We start from the raw sequence: 15,709 nt of genomic DNA, 5'->3' as shown, positions 1-15,709 counted from the left end.
GGGTCGTCGAGCGCGGCCCTCAGCGCCAGGTGTCGACTGTGACCGGGTCGCCGACGGCGAGCGTTCCGGTGCGCAGGACCGCGAACTTCGCACCGAAAGCGATGCCCTGGTCCGGAATTCGGCGGTAGCCGGCGAGCGTGCGCAGGGGCTCCGGGCCGTCGCGGAGCCCGGCCTCCTGGTCGACCGTGGTGACCGCGCAGCGGATCGCGAGCTTGGTGAAGCCCAGCACCGCCTCGCCGATCGTGATGCGCCCGGCGCGGTCCTCGGTGTGCGGCTCGGTCCAGCCCTCGATCACGATGTTGGGGCGGAAGCGGTCCATCGGCACCGGTCGGGGCGCGCGCTCGTCGAGCCGGTCCAATGAGGACCGCGACACGACGTGCACCGCGGAGCTGTCGGCATATCCGGATGTTCCGGGGATCTCGCCATCGGTGACGCGGTCGTGCTCCGGTGGCACCCGCACCAGCCTGCTGCGGGCCCCGAGCAGCTCGGAGAGCCATTCCGCGACGGCATCGCCCTGGTCGATCCCCCGGTATCCGACGCCGAAGAGCTCCACCGCCCGACGCGGCCCGGTCACGTCGACGTCCACGCCGATCGAACCGGCACCGGGCGCGCTCAGCTCCAGCCGGTCACCGCTGATCGCCGGCTGGATCCGCGCGAGCCGGGGCCACCGGCGCTGCGTCCGGAACACACCGTCATCGTCGACGACCATGAAGGTCCGGTCGTGCGCCAGGCCCGCCTCGGTCAGCGGGAAGCTCCGGACGGACATCCCGGCGCAGCCCTTCACCGGGTAGCTCACCAGAGCCGCGATCTTCGTCGCGGGCAGCGGAATTCCGGTCGGCACCGGACACCTCCGATCACGTGAGGCACCCTTTCCGACGCTCGCGCCGACCGAGCGTGGCGGGCCGACGCCCGTTGCAGCGCCTCTCGACCGGCGCGGTCAGGATAACAGCGGTTGATCTTGCCGCACCAACGGTTTTCAGCACCCGGGATGCCACCGGGAACCTCGGTGTGAAACGATTTCAGGTGTTTCACGTCGTGTTCTACCACCCGGAGATCCCCGGCAACGCGGGCAACGCGATCCGCATGGCGGCCGGCTCCGGCTGCGCCCTGCACCTGATCGAACCCCTCGGGTTCTCCGTGAAGGACGCGAAGCTGCGCCGGGCCGGGCTCGACTACCACGACCGGGCCGCCCTGCACGTCCACCCGGACCTCGACGCGGCGTGGCGGGAGCTGCAGCCGCAGCGGATCATCGCCTTCACCTCGAAGGCCGAGCGCTCCTACGAGACGGTCGTCTACCGGCCGGGCGACGTGCTGCTGTTCGGCCCGGAGTCCACCGGCCTGCCCGACGAAGTCCTCGCCGACGTGACGCTCCGGGTCCGCATCCCGATGCTGCCCGGGATCCGCTCGATGAACCTCGCCAACTCGGCCGCGGTCGCGGTCTACGAGGCCTGGCGCCAGCAGGGCTTCAGCCTGGGATCGGACTAGCGCTCCTCCGGGTCCACGGCCAGGTCAGCAGAGCCCAGCCGGCCAGCCCGACGACCGCCGCCACGCCCAGGTACCAGGGCCAACCGCCCATCAGGTCGAGCAGCGACGGGTTGTCGGGCTTCCTGCTGACGAAGCCGTAGTTGGTGCCCGCCCAGGAGTTGAACGCCAGCATCGCCGCTCCCCAGCCGACGGTCACCGCCGCGGCGAACCGGTAACCGCGCCAGCTCGGCCGGATCCCGACGCCCCAGGTCAGGTACGCCGCCGTCCAGATGACCAGCAGGTGCTGCCCCCAGAACTCGATGAAGTCGACGTGCGGGAAGTCCGGGGCGTCGAAAGCCGGGGTGATCAGCGCCTGCGGGGTCAGCGTCAGGCCCCAGTAGTAGACGAGCGCGGAGGCCAGCGGCTGCCGCGTCCACAGCGCGAGCACGGCGACCATCCAGGCGAGGTCGCACAGGTGCAGCGGCAGCGACTCGCCGACGTCCCACTGCGCGGGCAACAGCCGGTAGATCAGCAGCGGCACGTTGAACAGCAGGGTCGCCACGGCGAGAGTTCGCGCGAACAGCACCGCCGTCCGCGGATCGCGCTGCCACCGCCCGACCGCGGCGAAGGCCACGGCGCCGACGACGATCAACGCCATGAGCACCCAGTGCGACGGACCGTACGGAACGAACCTGTCCGCGAGCGACCCCACGCCCCCAGCGTAATCGCGCGATTTCAATGGAAATCAGACGTCTGATTTCCATTGAAATCGCGCGGACCGCCCACAGCCGTCGGCATGTCGTCACCGACACCCCGCGGTGTGTCGTGCACTCCGGCCCGGCACGCACGAAGGGCACCTCCGAGCCGGAGGTGCCCTTCGCCGAACGAGGAGATCAGATGTTGGCCGCGGCCTTCAGCGCGTCGGCCCGGTCCGTGCGCTCCCAGGGGAGGTCGAGGTCCGGGCGGCCGAAGTGGCCGTACGCCGCGGTCGGCGCGTAGATCGGCCGCAGCAGGTCCAGGTCGCGGATGATCGCCGCCGGGCGCAGGTCGAAGACCTCGTTGATCGCCGACTGGATGCGGGCCGGGTCGACGTTCTCGGTGCCGAAGGTCTCCACGAACAGGCCTACCGGAGCGGCCTTGCCGATCGCGTAGGCCACCTGCACCTCGATCCGGCTGGCCAGCCCGGCGGCGATGGCGTTCTTCGCCACCCACCGCGTCGCGTAGGCCGCCGAGCGGTCGACCTTCGACGGGTCCTTGCCGGAGAACGCGCCACCGCCGTGGCGGGCCATGCCGCCGTAGGTGTCGACGATGATCTTGCGGCCGGTCAGGCCCGCGTCGCCCATCGGACCGCCGACCACGAACCGGCCGGTCGGGTTGACCAGCAGGCGCGTGTCGGAGGTGTCGATGTCGAGCTGCCCGATCTCCGGCCCGACCACCTGGTCCTTGATGTCCACCGCGAGCATCGAGTCCAGGTCGATGTCGGCCGCGTGCTGCGTCGAGAGCACCACGGTGTCCAGCCGAACGGCCTGGTCACCGGCGTACTCGATGGTCACCTGGGTCTTGCCGTCCGGGCGCAGGTACGGCAGCACGCCGTCCTTGCGGACCTTGGTCAGCCGCCGCGACAGGCGGTGCGCCAGCGCGATCGGCAGCGGCATGAACTCCGGCGTGTCGTCACAGGCGTAGCCGAACATCAGGCCCTGGTCACCGGCGCCCTGCTTGGCGATCTCGTCGATCACGCCCTCGACCCGCGACTCGTGCGCGGTGTCCACGCCCTGCGCGATGTCCGGCGACTGCGAGCCGATGGCGACGTTGACGCCGCAGGAGTTGCCGTCGAAGCCCTTCGCGGAGGAGTCGTAGCCGATCTCCAGGATCTTCTCCCGCACGATGGTCGGGATGTCGGCGTAGGCGTCGGTGGTCACCTCACCGGCGACGTGCACCTGCCCGGTGGTCACCAGGGTTTCCACCGCGACGCGCGAACGCGGGTCCTGGCCGAGCAACGCGTCCAGGATCGAGTCGCTGATCGCGTCGCAGATCTTGTCCGGGTGGCCTTCGGTCACGGACTCACTGGTGAACAACCTGCGACCGGTGCGCAGGTCAGACTGCTGACTCACGACTCTCCCTGAATTGCTCCGCATAGCTCCACCGGCCGGTGGCCGACGTGCGTCGTCACCCTACTGACGGTGCAGCTGCCTGTTCACAGCATCCCACAATGTGGATGCCAGCCTGGATTTCGCGCCGAACGGGATGGGCACCTCGGTGCCATCGGCGCTCAGCAGCCATCCGGCGTTCTCCTCGACCTCGAAGGCCTGCCCGTCGCCGACGGCGTTGACCACCAGCAGGTCGCAGCCCTTGCGGGTCAGCTTGGCCCGGCCGTGGTCGAGCACCGAGGTGGTCGCGTCGCCGGTCTCGGCGGCGAACCCGGCGATCAGCGACGCGGCCAGCTTGCCCGCGGCGCGCGCTTCGACCAGTTCGGCGAGGATGTCCGGATTCCGGGTCAGGGCCAGCGGCTCCGGGTCCCGGTCGGACTTCTTGATCTTGTGCTCGACGTGCGAGACCGGGCGGAAGTCGGCCACCGCGGCGGCCATCACCACGGCGTCCGCGCCGTCGGCCTCGGCCAGCATCACCGACCGCAGCTCCTCCGCGGTGCCCACCTTGATCACCCGGACCCCGGCCGGAGCCGCCAGGTCGGCGGTGTGCGCGGCGACCAGCGTCACCTCGGCGCCGCGGTGCGCGGCCACGCGGGCCAGCGCGTAGCCCTGCCGCCCGGAGGAGCGGTTGCCCAGGTAGCGCACCGGGTCCAGCGGTTCGCGGGTGCCACCGGCGGAGATCACCACGCGGCGGCCTTCGAGATCGCGCGGCAGCGCCGCGGGCTCGGCCAGCAGCAGGCGCGCCAGGTCGACGATCTCGGCCGGGTCGGGCAGCCGGCCCTTGCCGGTGTCCGCGCCGGTCAACCGGCCGCTGTCGGGCTCCGCGACCACCACGCCGCGGCTGCGCAGCAGCGCGACGTTGTGCTGGGTCGCCGGGTGCTCCCACATCTCGGTGTGCATCGCCGGGACCATCAGCACCGGGCACCGGGCGGTCAGCAGCGTGGAGGTGAGCAGGTCGTCGGCCTGCCCGTGCGCGGCGCGGGCCAGCAGATCTGCGGTGGCGGGCGCGACGACGACCAGGTCGGCTTCCTGCCCGAGCCGGACGTGCTGGACCTCGTGGACCTCGGTGAACACGCCGGTGCGCACCGGCTGCCCGGAGAGCGCCTCGAAGGTCGCCGCACCGACGAAGTTCAGCGCGGCCTCGGTCGGGATGACCCGGACGCGGTGACCGGACTCGGTCAGCCGCCGCAGCACCTCGCACGCCTTGTAGGCGGCGATGCCACCGCTGACGCCGAGGACCACCCGCGGGCGGTCCTCGGCACGTTCATCCGTCACTCGCCTTCGGTGTGCTCGAGCACGCCGGCGTGGATCTCGCGGAGCGCGATCGACAGCGGCTTCTCGCGCGGGCCCGGCTCGACCAGCGGGCCGACGTACTCCAGCAGGCCCTCGCCGAGCTGGGCGTAGTAGTCGTTGATCTGCCGCGCGCGCTTCGCGGAGTAGATCACCAGCGCGTACTTCGAGCTGACCTGCTCCAGCAGGTCGTCGATCGGCGGGTAGGTGATGCCTTCGGCGGTGTTGGTGGACGGGCTGCTGTTGAGCGCAGCCAGCGCGCTGGGGGTGCTCACGTGAGTGGCTCCTGCTCCTCGTGGACGGCGGCGTGGTGCCGTTGCGTGGGGGGCGCGATGCGGCCCGCGGGGTGCCGGACTTCGGTCGACCGAACTCCGGTGCTGCTCACCGCTGGCTCGTCACAGTTCGCGGCCGAGTATCAATCGTAGCAATTCGCTGGCCGCGGCCTGCACATCGGCGTTGACCACGCTGGCGTCGAACTCGGATTCGGCGGCCAGCTCCTCGCGCGCGGTCGCCAACCGCCGCTCGACGACCTCCGCCGGCTCGGTGCCGCGACCGGTGAGCCGGTCGACCAGCACCTCCCAGGACGGCGGCAGCAGCATGACCAGCTGCGCCTCCGGCATGGCCCGGCGGACCTGGCGGGCGCCCTGCAGCTCGATCTCCAGCACCGCGGGGCGGCCGGCCGCGAGGGCTTCCTCGACGGGCTTGCGCGGGGTGCCGTAGAAGTTGCCCGCGTACTGCGCGTGCTCCAGCATCTCGCCGGCGGCGATCATCCGCTGGAACTCCGCGGTGTCGACGAAGTGGTAGTGCACGCCGTCGATCTCGCCCGCGCGCGGCGCGCGCGTGGTGGCGGACACGCTGAAGTAGATCTCCGCGGACCGCTTGCGCACCTCGCCGAGCACGCTGGACTTGCCGACACCGGAGGGCCCGGAAACGACGGTGAGCCGAGGCTCGCCCTGACGGACGGTCCTCGGCTCAGCGCCGGTTTGTGCGTCGATCACTCGCCGCTGAACTCGGTGAGCAGCGCCTTGCGCTGCCGCTCGCCCAGTCCGCGCAGACGGCGGCTGTTGGCGATCTCCAGCCGCTCCATGATCTGCTGAGCGCGAACCTTGCCAACCCCGGGAAGGGCCTCAAGCAGGGCGGAGACCTTCATCTTGCCCAGGACCTCGTCGTTGTCGGCGGTCTCCAGGACCTCCGCCAGCGTGGTTCCGCCTCGCTTGAGGCGCTCCTTGAGCTCCGCTCGGGCGCGACGGGCGGCAGCCGCCTTTTCCAGAGCTGCTGCCCGCTGCTCCTCGGTCAGCTGGGGAAGGGCCACCATGTCCTCCGTGATGTGGGGTTTCTCTTGATCGGTGCGGCGACGGTACCGAGTCGGCTCGACCGGGTTCCACGGGGGTCCGGTTTTTGTGAGCCTGATTCAACTAGGCCCGCCACCAGGCCCGCTCGTACGAGGCGTGCACGAGCCGGGCGCCGCTGCAAGTACTACCAACAAAGGCGCTGAAGTGCACTAATCTCGGCGAAATTCATCAAATGTGTCCGATTTCCGGGCAGTTGAGCCACGCCGAGGACGTCCTCGCAGGTCAAACCGGGGTGAAATGCCCCTCATCGGCGAAGTGATCAAGGACTCGCGAAGATCGAGGCAAATTCCGCTACGTGGAAGTTCCGCATTGATTCAGGCGGCGGGCCGGCCACCGGGATGCCGGTCGCGCCAGACCCAGAACACCGCGCAGGACAGCAGCGCCCACCCGGCGAGCACGAAGAACGGGAAAGCGTGCTGGGAGCCGCCGAAGTAGACGGCGGTGTGCAGGGCGTTCACCGTCGCGCCCGGCGGCAGCCAGGCGCCGATCAGGCCCAGCGGCGACGGCAGCAGCGGCCACGACACCGCCCCGCCGGACGAGGGGTTGCCGAGCAGCACCATCAGCCCCCAGGTCGGCACCATCGCCCACCGCCCCAGCAGCGCGTTGAACATGGTGAACACCATCCCGGAGCTGAACATCGCCAGCGCCAGGATCAGCCAGGACTCGATGAACGGGAACCGCACGGCCCCCAGCAACCAGTCGACCACCGCGATGATGGCGAACCCGCCCAGCAGCGCGTAGGCGGCGGTGAACCCGATCCGCTCGGCGGGGTTGAGCGCCCTCGCGTGCACGCTGAGCTGGATAGCGCCGACGAAGCCGATGACGATCGCGGCCAGCGACACGTAGAACAGCGCGAGCCCGCGCGGATCGCCCCGCTGCAACGGCTTGAGGTCCTGCACCTCGACCGCCACGCCGTTGCTCGCACCGACCTGCACCACGACCTGCTCCAGCAGCTGCGCGACAGAAGCCCCGGCAGCACTGGCGACGTCCAGCCGCACGGTGCTCCCGCGAACGTCGAGCACGCCGAAGACCTGCTGCTCTTCCACCGCCCGCAAGGCCTCGTCGTAGGAGTACCGGTGCAGCTCGAACGCGGTGCCCGCGGCCTGCTCCATCTCCGCCAGCAGCTCCGGGCTGTCCCGAACCCCGACGACGGCGAGCGGCACCCGGTGCGGCGTCGGATCGGCCATGGCGAAGGTGTAGGACCCGGCGAAGAGAGCGGCAGCGACGCCGAGGATGAGCACGAGCACGGTCGCGGAGAAGAACGGAGACCGCCGAAAGGCCTCCCACCACCCGTCCGCTTCCACGGAACCCATGCGACGCACTCTAGGTGAGCTGTCCCCCACCAGCTGTTGCGAAACGCCCGCCCGGGCTGGCCCATGTCGAAGCTGGCCGCCGAGGAACCAAGGCTTCCAGGAACTCCGCACAAGGTTGAAGACCAGGCTACGTTCGCCGAGATGGATCTTGATGTGCTGGCTTCCGCTATGAGGCTTGTCGCGCTCCCGCCGTCCGGTTGATTCCCGACCTTCCTAGATATAGGCCAACCAGGAGACCAACGGAGCCTCGCTGGCGCACAAGCGGACAGGTGTCTCTGACGGCACAAGATCAAGCGGCGCGATCGCCTGCGGATGCGAACAACGGGACTGAAGGACACCCAAGTGGTTGAACCATTCGGGTGAGATCTTCCAGGAGCGCCAAGCCACGTGCCTGATTGGCAGATTATGCGAACGCTGCTGGTTACCCTCGGCTACCGACGATCACGCCTGACGAATTGGGGAGTTCGTGTTCAGGGCACCAGAACTCGACGTCGGCCCGCCCGTCCCGCTTCGATGCGGAGCGGAGCTCACACACCAGGGGGCAATGAGGCATCGACAGCCTCTAGCCGCCCAGGCCAGGCCACCAGGGAACGACCAGGAGCTCCTTCTTTGCGCCCCCCGCGCAACCGCAACGGTCGTGCACCCGGACGCCTTCATGCGCTGCACAACAAGGAAGGTGGGCTGATCTGTGTCCCAACCAGGCTTTGAGGCTGACTACGGGGCAATGCGCGACGCGGCAGGAGCAGTCGAAGAAGCGCGCCGTTCATTGCTGCCCGACGGCGGGAGCTTCGCCCAGTCGGTCTCGCTCGATGGCGTCCTCGACTACTGGTTCGGCGGCAGGGGAGCCGGTGGTCCCATCGAGATGCTTCCGATGCAGCTCGATCTCTTCGTCAAGGCCGCCTACCAGCCTGCTGTGGAGAGGCTCGATGCCTTCCTCAGGACCACGACCGATCGCCTTGAAACGCTTACGGATTCCGTCCATGCAGCGATCCGGGAGTACGAGCGGCGAGACCAGGAAGCCATGGACGAGATCGGGAAAATAAATCCACCAGGATAGACAACGAAGGGAATTCCGTTGCCGAATCCGCTCGCCTTCGCCACTCCAACATTTTGGAACAGCTCCCAGAAGATCGACGACCTGCTCGCACAGGCGGGTTCACAACTCGACCCGATCACGTTCCAGCTGCAGCGCGTCGCCAGCATCGACACGGACGAGATTCTGCGGGTAGCCGAAAGTGGATGGGGCTTGGACCCCGACGGACAGAACGATGACACGTCGGCACTGACCAAGCGACTGTCGTTGGCCATCGACAACGTACTGGATGCCCGTGAGCGCGCCGGTGAAATCTGGCAGGGCCAGGCCGCCGAAGCGTTCAGAAAGACCCTGGAAGAGTTTCGCGACTCGCTACAGCTACTCCAGGGCCCGAGCGCCAAAGTCGGTGAAACCCTGAAGAAAATCAAAGAAGAGGTCGATCAATCCATATTTGACGTAATAGCGCAAGTCGGATCAGTCGGCAGCTTTGTGGGCGGAATTTTGTCGCTAGCCGGTGGGCTGGCGGCGGCCCCCGAACCCATTGTCACCAAGATCCTCGCCATCGTCGGCGGAATAATCGCGGTCATTGTGGGCATCATCGGGATAGTCACCAATCTGGTCAAGGCCGAATACGAGAAGTTCGACGCGATCCGCAAGTCCTTCGATGCCGCAATTTCCCTGCAGCGAGCCATCCCCTAGTCATTCCGACCCATAGACATCGAGGAGAGGTTCAGTGTCTTTCGAGACCGAAGCGCGCGTCGCCGACCTGATGAGAAAGATCGAGCGCAAGGTCGAGATGGCGACCCAGAATCCGGAGGCTGTCGTATACGGACAGTTCGAGGGAACCTCCTCGTCCGGAGTCGCCACCGCGTGGGTCGACGCAGTCGGCAGGGTTGAGCGTGTGAGTCTCGCCGCTGGCTCCGCGCAGGAGGGCGCCGAGCAGTTCCTGGCCGACCAGTTCATGGAAGCCATCTCCAGAGCCAAAGCCGCCGCGGAGAACCTGGGCGAGGAAGAAACCGCTCAGAACGAGTCTCGAGCACACCCCACACCCGCCCCAACGCCCGAAAACTGGCAGAACGAAGAACCTTGGGACGAGGGCGGCAGCTTCCTGCGCTGACTGACGCCTGTGCAGCTTGAACAAAGGGGACAAGGATGCCCAATTCTGCGCGAAATCCGCGCACCGCACGATGGCTGGTAGCTGCAGGACTCTCGCTCGCCGTTATCAGCTCATCTCTGGTTGTGGCCAGCTGGATCCTGCCTTCGCTGACAGCAGCTCCCGGTTATGCGAGCGTGCCAGATGCATGCGAATCCGTTTCGCCGCAGACTCTCCGGCAGGCATTCGGCTCGAACGGGGAAGTCATATCCGAACGGGATCAAAATTCAGGAGACAGGCGACAGGGGTCCAGTTGCCAGTGGCGAACTGACGGCAGTACCACCCAGGTTCAGAACGGACGATATGGCCGTTTGAATCTGGGAATCACGATCGAGTTCGACTCCGGTGGACATCCGGACGCAGCCGAGGCCGACCGAGCATTGACGAACGCGGAGCGAGAACCAGGCGCGTCGGTCGTGCAGGAATTTGGTGCGCGTGCGGTCGTGACGCATACCAGCCGCGAAACCCGACTAGTCACAGGCCGCGCCAATTTGACCGTCGAAGTGAGATACAGCGCCTCCGAGCTTAGCGAGACACAAGGAGAAACTCCGCTGCCCACCAGTGAACTCGACGCGGTGGCCCGTCAAGTGGCCCTTGAAGTCCTGGTAAAAGTAGGCCCCCCACAATAGCGGTCCCTCCAGGGTTCTGCGCCCCGGTTGTTAGTCCCGATCACGCACCAGCCCTTCACTGTTGCGACGCACTCTAGGCGAGCCACCACGACCGGCTCATGCGAAGCGCCTGCCACCGGCTCACTTCACCGTTCCTAGGCGCTCTAAGGCAGCGGGGCACCGCGAGCGGTGATCCAGAGTTCGTACCACTCCTCGTGCGTGAGGCCGGGTTCGTGCTGCACCGCGTCCCGGCAGGCGCGGATGCGCTCGGGTCTCGCGCTGCCGATGACCGGCGCGATGCGGGCCGGGTGGCGTTGCAGCCACCAGAGCACGATCGTCTCCGGCGTCGTGTCCTTGGCCTCGGCGAGTGCTGTGACGAGGTCGGCCGTCGCGTGTTCGGCGGGCGTCTCCTGGCAGCCGGTGAAGCGGCCGCGCGCCAGCGAACCCCAGGCCTGCAAGGAGATTCCGTTCTCCCGGCAGTACTCCAGCGTTCCCAGCGGGAAGCCGTTCGCCGCCGCTGCGGGCGTGTTCACCAGCACTCCGGCCTCGCACCAGTCGCGCCGGTGCAGGCTCATCTCCAGCTGGTTGGCGACGAGCGGAACACCCAGGTATCCCTGCAGGTGCGCGATCTGCTCGGCGCTCATGTTGGACACGCCGAACTGCCGGACCAGCCCCTGCTCGTGCAGCGATAGGAGCGCCTTGGCGACGTCCTCCGGATCGGCCAGGGGGTCGGGGCGGTGCAGCAGGAGCACGTCGATCACATCGGTGCGCAGCCGGGCGAGGCTCTCCTCCACCCGCTGCACGATCCGGTCACCGCGCAGGTCGTACAGTCCCGGGCGGTCGCCGTCGGGCAGCCGGATACCGCACTTGGTCTGCAATACGATGCGCTCGCGCAGTCCGGGTGCCCGGGCCAGGACCTCGCCGAAGACCGATTCCGCCTTGCCGTGGCGGTAGATGTCGGCGTGGTCGAACGTCGTGATGCCGACGTCCAGTGCCGCCTGAACCGCAGCCTCGGCCTCGTCGATGTCCGCCGCGCCGTAGGGCTGGGTGTCCCAGGTCCCGCCCAGCCCCATGCACCCGTACAAAACGCGATCAGCCATGGGCCGCATGATTTCACGCGCGGAAGCAACCCGGAAACCGTCACCGGCGAGAAGCGGTCATGTCCCAGACGGCCGCCGTGGCCAGCCCGAAAGCCAAGTGCGGAGCCAGATCGTTGTTCGGTCCTGCGAACCGTCTCGGCGGGCGTGCTGCTCGCCGCACGAGCGTGCACCGCCATGTCCAGGTAGCTCACGACGTTGAGCGCAGTAGTTCCGGCTGCGCCTGCCGCGATTCCCGCCAGAACGTTCCCGAGCATGCGGTCACTCTAAGCGCCGAACCGTCACGCCGCGTTTCGTTCATGCGGCACCTGCTCGCCCGTGTTCACCTCGCGAACGGACGGGAGCTCCCCGGGTTTCAGGGAGCTCTCGTCAAAACCCGCGGTTCAGAAGGTCTTCATGAGGTCGGTGATCCGGGAAGCCATTCGCTGCTTGTCGATCGGGGCGACCGTGGTCCACGGTTCTGCGCCGCGGTTGTTCGTCTCGATCATGTACCAGCCCTTCGCCGTGGCGAAGAAGTTCGTCACCATCGGGGCTCGGTGACGCTTGCTCTGGCCGTCCATCGTCGCCGCGCCGAACTGGGCCCACGCGATCCGCTCGCCGCCGGCCATCTCCACCAGCTGGCGGGCGTCGTCGCGCTTCACGCCTTGGCGGACGAGGCCGTCGGCCATCGCCCGGTCGGAGTTGCCAGCTTCCTTGGCCGCCGCGCTCATCGCCGCACTGCGCAGCGAAACGCCGCGCCCCGGACCGGCTTTCAGGTCGTCCGGCAGCACGCCGAGCAGCGCGCGGACCATCGAATCCACCGGAAGTGCTTGCAGCCGGACGGATTCCTCGGTCAGCACGGCGAGCGTGGCGTTGCCGCGGACGTTGGCGACCATACCCGTCGTCTTCCGCTCACCGTCGGGAGTGCGCTCGCCGAAGGTGACGTCGAAGGACTGCTCGTAGCGCTGCAGCGGCAGGAACACGCCGCAGATGTCCTCCTCGCGCATCTCGTTGCCGAATCCGAGGCGGTGCAGCTCGTCCCACGCCTGGCGCTCGACGGCGCGCCGCTCGGACTCCAGGATCCCCTCGGGGAGGACGTTGAGCACGATCGGCTTGGTCCCCAGCTTGAAGTGCTTCCACGCCTCGTGGAAGGCCTGCCGCGACAACTCGAACTTCACCGGATGCTCCCCAGCCGGACTTGTGCGGGCACGCGGGCCCGCAGTGGTGAATGGTGTTTGACGTGCGCTCACCCGAAGACGGGCGGTGCCGTCATCGGTATGTCGCCGTCGAAGATCCCGCGATGGCGACGAGGTAATCGGACGTCCCGCGTCACGGGGCCGCCGGCCATCCCGGCCGATCGGCCCCTCTCCCAGTTCCCGGTGTCAGTCCCCCACCAGCGACGACCGCAGTGCCACCGCCGCCGGGCCATGCGCTCCTGGTCTCACCGGGTCCTGACTGGGGGGGGTTTGACGGTGCCGAGCTCACGGGTCACCTCGAAGCGGTCGCGCATCTCGCCGCTCGACGGACGGCTCACCACCGTGAACTCGTCGGCCACCGTCATCCCCTCCAGTCAGGCAGCATCAGAGCTCACTCACCGAACACGGGCGGCGCGACCTTCGGCAGGTCGTCGTCGAAGAACCCGTGGTCGCCCTTGAGGTAATCGGGAATCGCGTGCTCCTGGTCCTCCTCGCCCTGCTTGCCCTGCGGACGCCCGCCAGCGGCACCACCGACCATGCCACCACGACCACCGGCCCCACCGGCGCCACCCGCACCGCCAGCGCCACCGGCGCCCGTCCCGGTGCCACCGGGACCGGCGAGCCCACCGCCACCGGCACGACCACCAGCGCCCAGCGCGGAACCGCCACCGGCGCCACCGACACCGAGCCCGCCGCGGCCACCACCGCCACCGGGACCACCACCGGGGCCGCCACCGCCGGGAACCCGGCTACCACCGGGGCCGTTCGGGCCACCCTGGCCAGGACCGTTGGGTCCGGAGCCACCGGGCAGACGAACCGGAGCCGGTCCGCCCCGACCAGGACCGGTCGGCCCCGGACCACCGGGCAGGCGAATCGGAGCCGGACCACCCTGACCAGGACCGGTCGGCCCCGGACCACCGGGGACGCGAATCGGAGCCGGACCACCCTGACCAGGACCGGTCGGTCCGGGCTGCCGCCACACCGGAGACGTCCCACCGGGGTTGACACCGCCACCGGGGTTGACACCGCCACCGCCCCCACCACCGCCGGGGTAACTACCGCCACCGCCGCCGTAACCAGAAGGAACGGTCGACCCGCCCCCACCAACGCCACCGGTCCCCATACCACCGGTCCCGCTGCCACCGGCCCACTGGCTACCGGTCCCGGAAGGCGTGCTGGAAACCTGAGGAACCCCACCAACACTCGGGTGGTTCGACCCAGTGACAGTGACGTTCATGCCACCGTCTGGAGGCGGCGTGAACTGGGCGTTCCCGGCGACCGCGTTCTGGGAGGTGTTGTCGTAGGCCCGAAAGGCCTGCACAGCTTCTTGGCGAAGCTTCTCGTTGTGCGCCTTGGCAGCTTCGGCGTCGGTCTGACCGTTCACCATGCTGTCCCAGGTGTCCTTGAACCAGTTGCTGTCCGGGGCTTCCTTCTCTTCGCCCTTGCCCGGGATCGAGGACTGCACCTTGCTGAATGCGTCGCCTTGCTGCGTCATCAGCTCGGACTGGGCCCGCGCGTTGTCCGCAGCCACCTCGGTCCAGAGCACAACCGGCACAGCCTGGTTCTTCATGGCCTCGCCGGACTCCGACTGCATCACGACGCCGACTTCCTTGAGCTTGTCCTCAAGGCGGGTCTTCAGCTCGCGCAGGTAGGCGTCTTCGCCCTTCCAGCCGTCGGTCTTGTCGTACAGGCCGTCAGCCGAGCCGCTCTCCACCCAGGAACGCATCTGCTCAAGGCTCGCACCCTCGAAGTCGGACGGTTCGATATGTCTGGTGTCAACCATCCCCCACCCCTCACACGTTGGGAAGATTCTGCAAAGCAGCTTCCGCGAACTGCTTCGAAAGATCACACGGATTCGGATTACCGGTACGCGCCAGCGTATGAACGGCAAGAGAACCTTGATCCGATACGTCAAGGACGAGAATGCAGTTGGTCGGCACGCCTCCGACCTCGGCTGCGGGATAACCGGCAACCTCGGTCATCTCCGCGTCACTGCTGTCAACAAAATCTTTGAAGGTCTGATTCGGGTCAGTGCCGACGAAAACCGACCAGCCGCCGTCCGTGCCCGCCTCACCTGCGGCATACCCGCAGCCAGCGATACCCTCGAGCTCCCGTGGACGCGGCGCCTGGTCACCACCCAAATTGCGCCACTGCGATTCCGCGACAATCCCGCACTTGTCAGAAATGTCAAGAGACTTGGCCGGCGCAGTGCGAGCCGAGCTCGGCGGCGAGGAAGGCTGCTCCGCAGGCGTGCTTGCCGCGGTCGTCTCGGTGGTGTTGCCGCCACCGGAGCATCCAGCCAGCAGCACGGCGGCGAAGACCGCACCGACTGCGAGTCCCTTACGCAAAATTCCTCCTAGAGACCGGTCTCAGCTACGGATGCTGTCCTCGGCATTTTGGTCATCCGTGCGAGTTTGCCGTGCGCTTGCTTCCAGGTTGGCCGCAGTTTCCTTCAGCACCTTGGCAAGCTGCAGGTAGTTGTTGAGGTAGGCCGTTTCATTCCCCGCAGCGACCTGGCCATACCTATCGGCCACCTGAGTGCTGACCGGGTCCTTTCCGGGCGCCTTGACGCGCGAGAGGCTGAACACTTCCTGCTGGCGATCCTCCAGCCTGGTCGCCTCTTCCTTGAAGAACTGGGCGAGCTTGTCGACCTGGTCCGGTTCAATCCGCATGGAACCGCCAGCGGACTGAGCTGCGGCCAGCGCCGCGTTGTCCGCGGCCCGCGTCATGATGTTCATGGCGTTGCCGATGAAGCCTGCAGGCCCAGGCACGACCCGCGCCGCATCGATCACGTTCTGATCGACCGACCGGTAGGTGCCGCCGTCCCCCTCGGACACAGTCGAACTCCCCTCGTTCGCCAACCGTCGCGGGGTCGGGCGACGGCCATCCACTTGCCAACGAGGCAAACGTAACGCAAGTGACCGCTGTTGCGGCACGAAGCGGACAAAGAAGATTGCGACATTCGAGTGATTTAGGACGCGTAACGCCCGAGGGATTCCCGAGTTCGCGCAGGTCAGCCACGGGCCCCTGCGGCTCCCACTACGCAGCTCGACGGAAGGTCCAGGCTGGAGCGTTGA

General features: G+C 67.9%; 17 protein-coding genes. 4 read left to right on the top strand and 13 right to left on the bottom strand.

Annotated elements, in window-relative coordinates; genetic code table 11:
- Positions 1–19: 19 nt before the first annotated feature.
- Positions 20–841 carry an MOSC domain-containing protein gene (locus tag ATL45_RS24680; RefSeq protein ID WP_256258416.1) on the bottom strand — a complete coding sequence of 274 codons (822 nt, stop codon included), beginning with the start codon at positions 839–841 and terminating at the stop codon, positions 20–22.
- 182 nt (positions 842–1,023) lie between these two features.
- Between ATL45_RS24680 and ATL45_RS24675 the strand changes: the two genes are divergently transcribed.
- The gene (locus tag ATL45_RS24675; protein WP_093154165.1) at positions 1,024–1,485 is read left to right on the top strand and encodes a tRNA (cytidine(34)-2'-O)-methyltransferase; all 462 of its coding nucleotides are present in this window, start codon (positions 1,024–1,026) and stop codon (positions 1,483–1,485) included.
- Here ATL45_RS24675 and ATL45_RS24670 read toward each other — a convergent pair.
- The 7 genes from ATL45_RS24670 to ATL45_RS24640 all read right to left on the bottom strand — a co-directional run bounded on the left by ATL45_RS24670 (position 1,466) and on the right by ATL45_RS24640 (position 7,566).
- Positions 1,466–2,176, bottom strand: coding sequence for a YwaF family protein (locus ATL45_RS24670; RefSeq protein WP_256258415.1), 711 nt, complete (start codon positions 2,174–2,176; stop codon positions 1,466–1,468). The two genes, ATL45_RS24675 and ATL45_RS24670, sit on opposite strands and share 20 nt — an antisense overlap.
- 181 nt (positions 2,177–2,357) lie before the next feature.
- Complete coding sequence (gene metK, locus ATL45_RS24665) at positions 2,358–3,539, bottom strand: methionine adenosyltransferase (RefSeq protein ID WP_093154365.1); 1,182 nt, start codon at positions 3,537–3,539, stop codon at positions 2,358–2,360.
- 96 nt (positions 3,540–3,635) lie between these two features.
- The gene (gene coaBC, locus ATL45_RS24660) at positions 3,636–4,886 is read right to left on the bottom strand and encodes a bifunctional phosphopantothenoylcysteine decarboxylase/phosphopantothenate--cysteine ligase CoaBC (RefSeq protein ID WP_093154163.1); all 1,251 of its coding nucleotides are present in this window, start codon (positions 4,884–4,886) and stop codon (positions 3,636–3,638) included.
- Positions 4,883–5,176: a DNA-directed RNA polymerase subunit omega gene (gene rpoZ / locus ATL45_RS24655; protein ID WP_093154160.1), complete on the bottom strand. Its 294-nt coding sequence runs from the start codon at positions 5,174–5,176 to the stop codon at positions 4,883–4,885. Before rpoZ ends, coaBC begins: the two co-directional genes overlap by 4 nt.
- A 120-nt stretch (positions 5,177–5,296) precedes the next feature.
- A complete protein-coding gene (gene gmk, locus ATL45_RS24650; protein WP_093154158.1) occupies positions 5,297–5,899 on the bottom strand; it encodes a guanylate kinase in 603 nt (200 codons plus the stop codon).
- Positions 5,896–6,213: an integration host factor, actinobacterial type gene (gene mihF / locus ATL45_RS24645; protein ID WP_093154362.1), complete on the bottom strand. Its 318-nt coding sequence runs from the start codon at positions 6,211–6,213 to the stop codon at positions 5,896–5,898. Before mihF ends, gmk begins: the two co-directional genes overlap by 4 nt.
- 354 nt (positions 6,214–6,567) lie before the next feature.
- Entirely contained in the window at positions 6,568–7,566 is a 999-nt protein-coding gene (locus ATL45_RS24640) for an ABC-2 transporter permease (protein ID WP_093154155.1), read from the bottom strand.
- 688 nt (positions 7,567–8,254) lie between these two features.
- On the opposite strand from ATL45_RS24640, the gene ATL45_RS24635 reads away from it, so the two are divergent.
- The 3 genes from ATL45_RS24635 to ATL45_RS24625 are packed head-to-tail and all read left to right on the top strand — an operon-like array spanning position 8,255 to position 9,716.
- Positions 8,255–8,623 (top strand): hypothetical protein, encoded by a 369-nt coding sequence (locus tag ATL45_RS24635; protein ID WP_143121675.1) that lies wholly within the window; start codon positions 8,255–8,257, stop codon positions 8,621–8,623.
- Between the two features lie 18 nt (positions 8,624–8,641).
- Positions 8,642–9,298 (top strand): hypothetical protein, encoded by a 657-nt coding sequence (locus tag ATL45_RS24630; RefSeq protein WP_093154150.1) that lies wholly within the window; start codon positions 8,642–8,644, stop codon positions 9,296–9,298.
- A 34-nt stretch (positions 9,299–9,332) separates the two neighbouring features.
- Positions 9,333–9,716 carry a YbaB/EbfC family nucleoid-associated protein gene (locus ATL45_RS24625; RefSeq protein WP_093154148.1) on the top strand — a complete coding sequence of 128 codons (384 nt, stop codon included), beginning with the start codon at positions 9,333–9,335 and terminating at the stop codon, positions 9,714–9,716.
- An 808-nt stretch (positions 9,717–10,524) separates the two neighbouring features.
- Here ATL45_RS24625 and ATL45_RS24620 read toward each other — a convergent pair.
- The 5 genes from ATL45_RS24620 to ATL45_RS24600 form a co-directional block, all read right to left on the bottom strand.
- A complete protein-coding gene (locus tag ATL45_RS24620) occupies positions 10,525–11,460 on the bottom strand; it encodes an aldo/keto reductase (protein ID WP_211841275.1) in 936 nt (311 codons plus the stop codon).
- Positions 11,461–11,840: 380 nt separating this feature from the next.
- Positions 11,841–12,614 carry an ESX secretion-associated protein EspG gene (locus tag ATL45_RS24615; RefSeq protein ID WP_093154142.1) on the bottom strand — a complete coding sequence of 258 codons (774 nt, stop codon included), beginning with the start codon at positions 12,612–12,614 and terminating at the stop codon, positions 11,841–11,843.
- Between the two features lie 409 nt (positions 12,615–13,023).
- Complete coding sequence (locus ATL45_RS24610) at positions 13,024–14,358, bottom strand: hypothetical protein (protein WP_121505396.1); 1,335 nt, start codon at positions 14,356–14,358, stop codon at positions 13,024–13,026.
- A 67-nt stretch (positions 14,359–14,425) separates the two neighbouring features.
- Positions 14,426–14,980 (bottom strand): DUF3558 domain-containing protein, encoded by a 555-nt coding sequence (locus tag ATL45_RS24605; protein ID WP_170210339.1) that lies wholly within the window; start codon positions 14,978–14,980, stop codon positions 14,426–14,428.
- Positions 14,981–15,001: 21 nt separating this feature from the next.
- Positions 15,002–15,469, bottom strand: coding sequence for a PE domain-containing protein (locus ATL45_RS24600; RefSeq protein ID WP_093154134.1), 468 nt, complete (start codon positions 15,467–15,469; stop codon positions 15,002–15,004).
- Between the last annotated feature and the right edge of the window lie 240 nt (positions 15,470–15,709).

The sequence above is a fragment of the Saccharopolyspora antimicrobica genome, assembly GCF_003635025.1.
Lineage (GTDB): Bacteria > Actinomycetota > Actinomycetes > Mycobacteriales > Pseudonocardiaceae > Saccharopolyspora > Saccharopolyspora antimicrobica.
Note: the sequence above shows the minus strand (reverse complement) of the source record. Positions and strands in the feature narration are given on the sequence as shown.

Coding starts and splice junctions, on each gene's coding strand:
- ATL45_RS24640 (WP_093154155.1), bottom strand. CDS start 7,566: ATGGGTTCCGTGGAAGCGGACGGGTGGTGGGAGGCCTTTCGGCGGTCT.
- ATL45_RS24620 (WP_211841275.1), bottom strand. CDS start 11,460: ATGGCTGATCGCGTTTTGTACGGGTGCATGGGGCTGGGCGGGACCTGG.
- ATL45_RS24610 (WP_121505396.1), bottom strand. CDS start 14,358: ATGCGTTCCTGGGTGGAGAGCGGCTCGGCTGACGGCCTGTACGACAAG.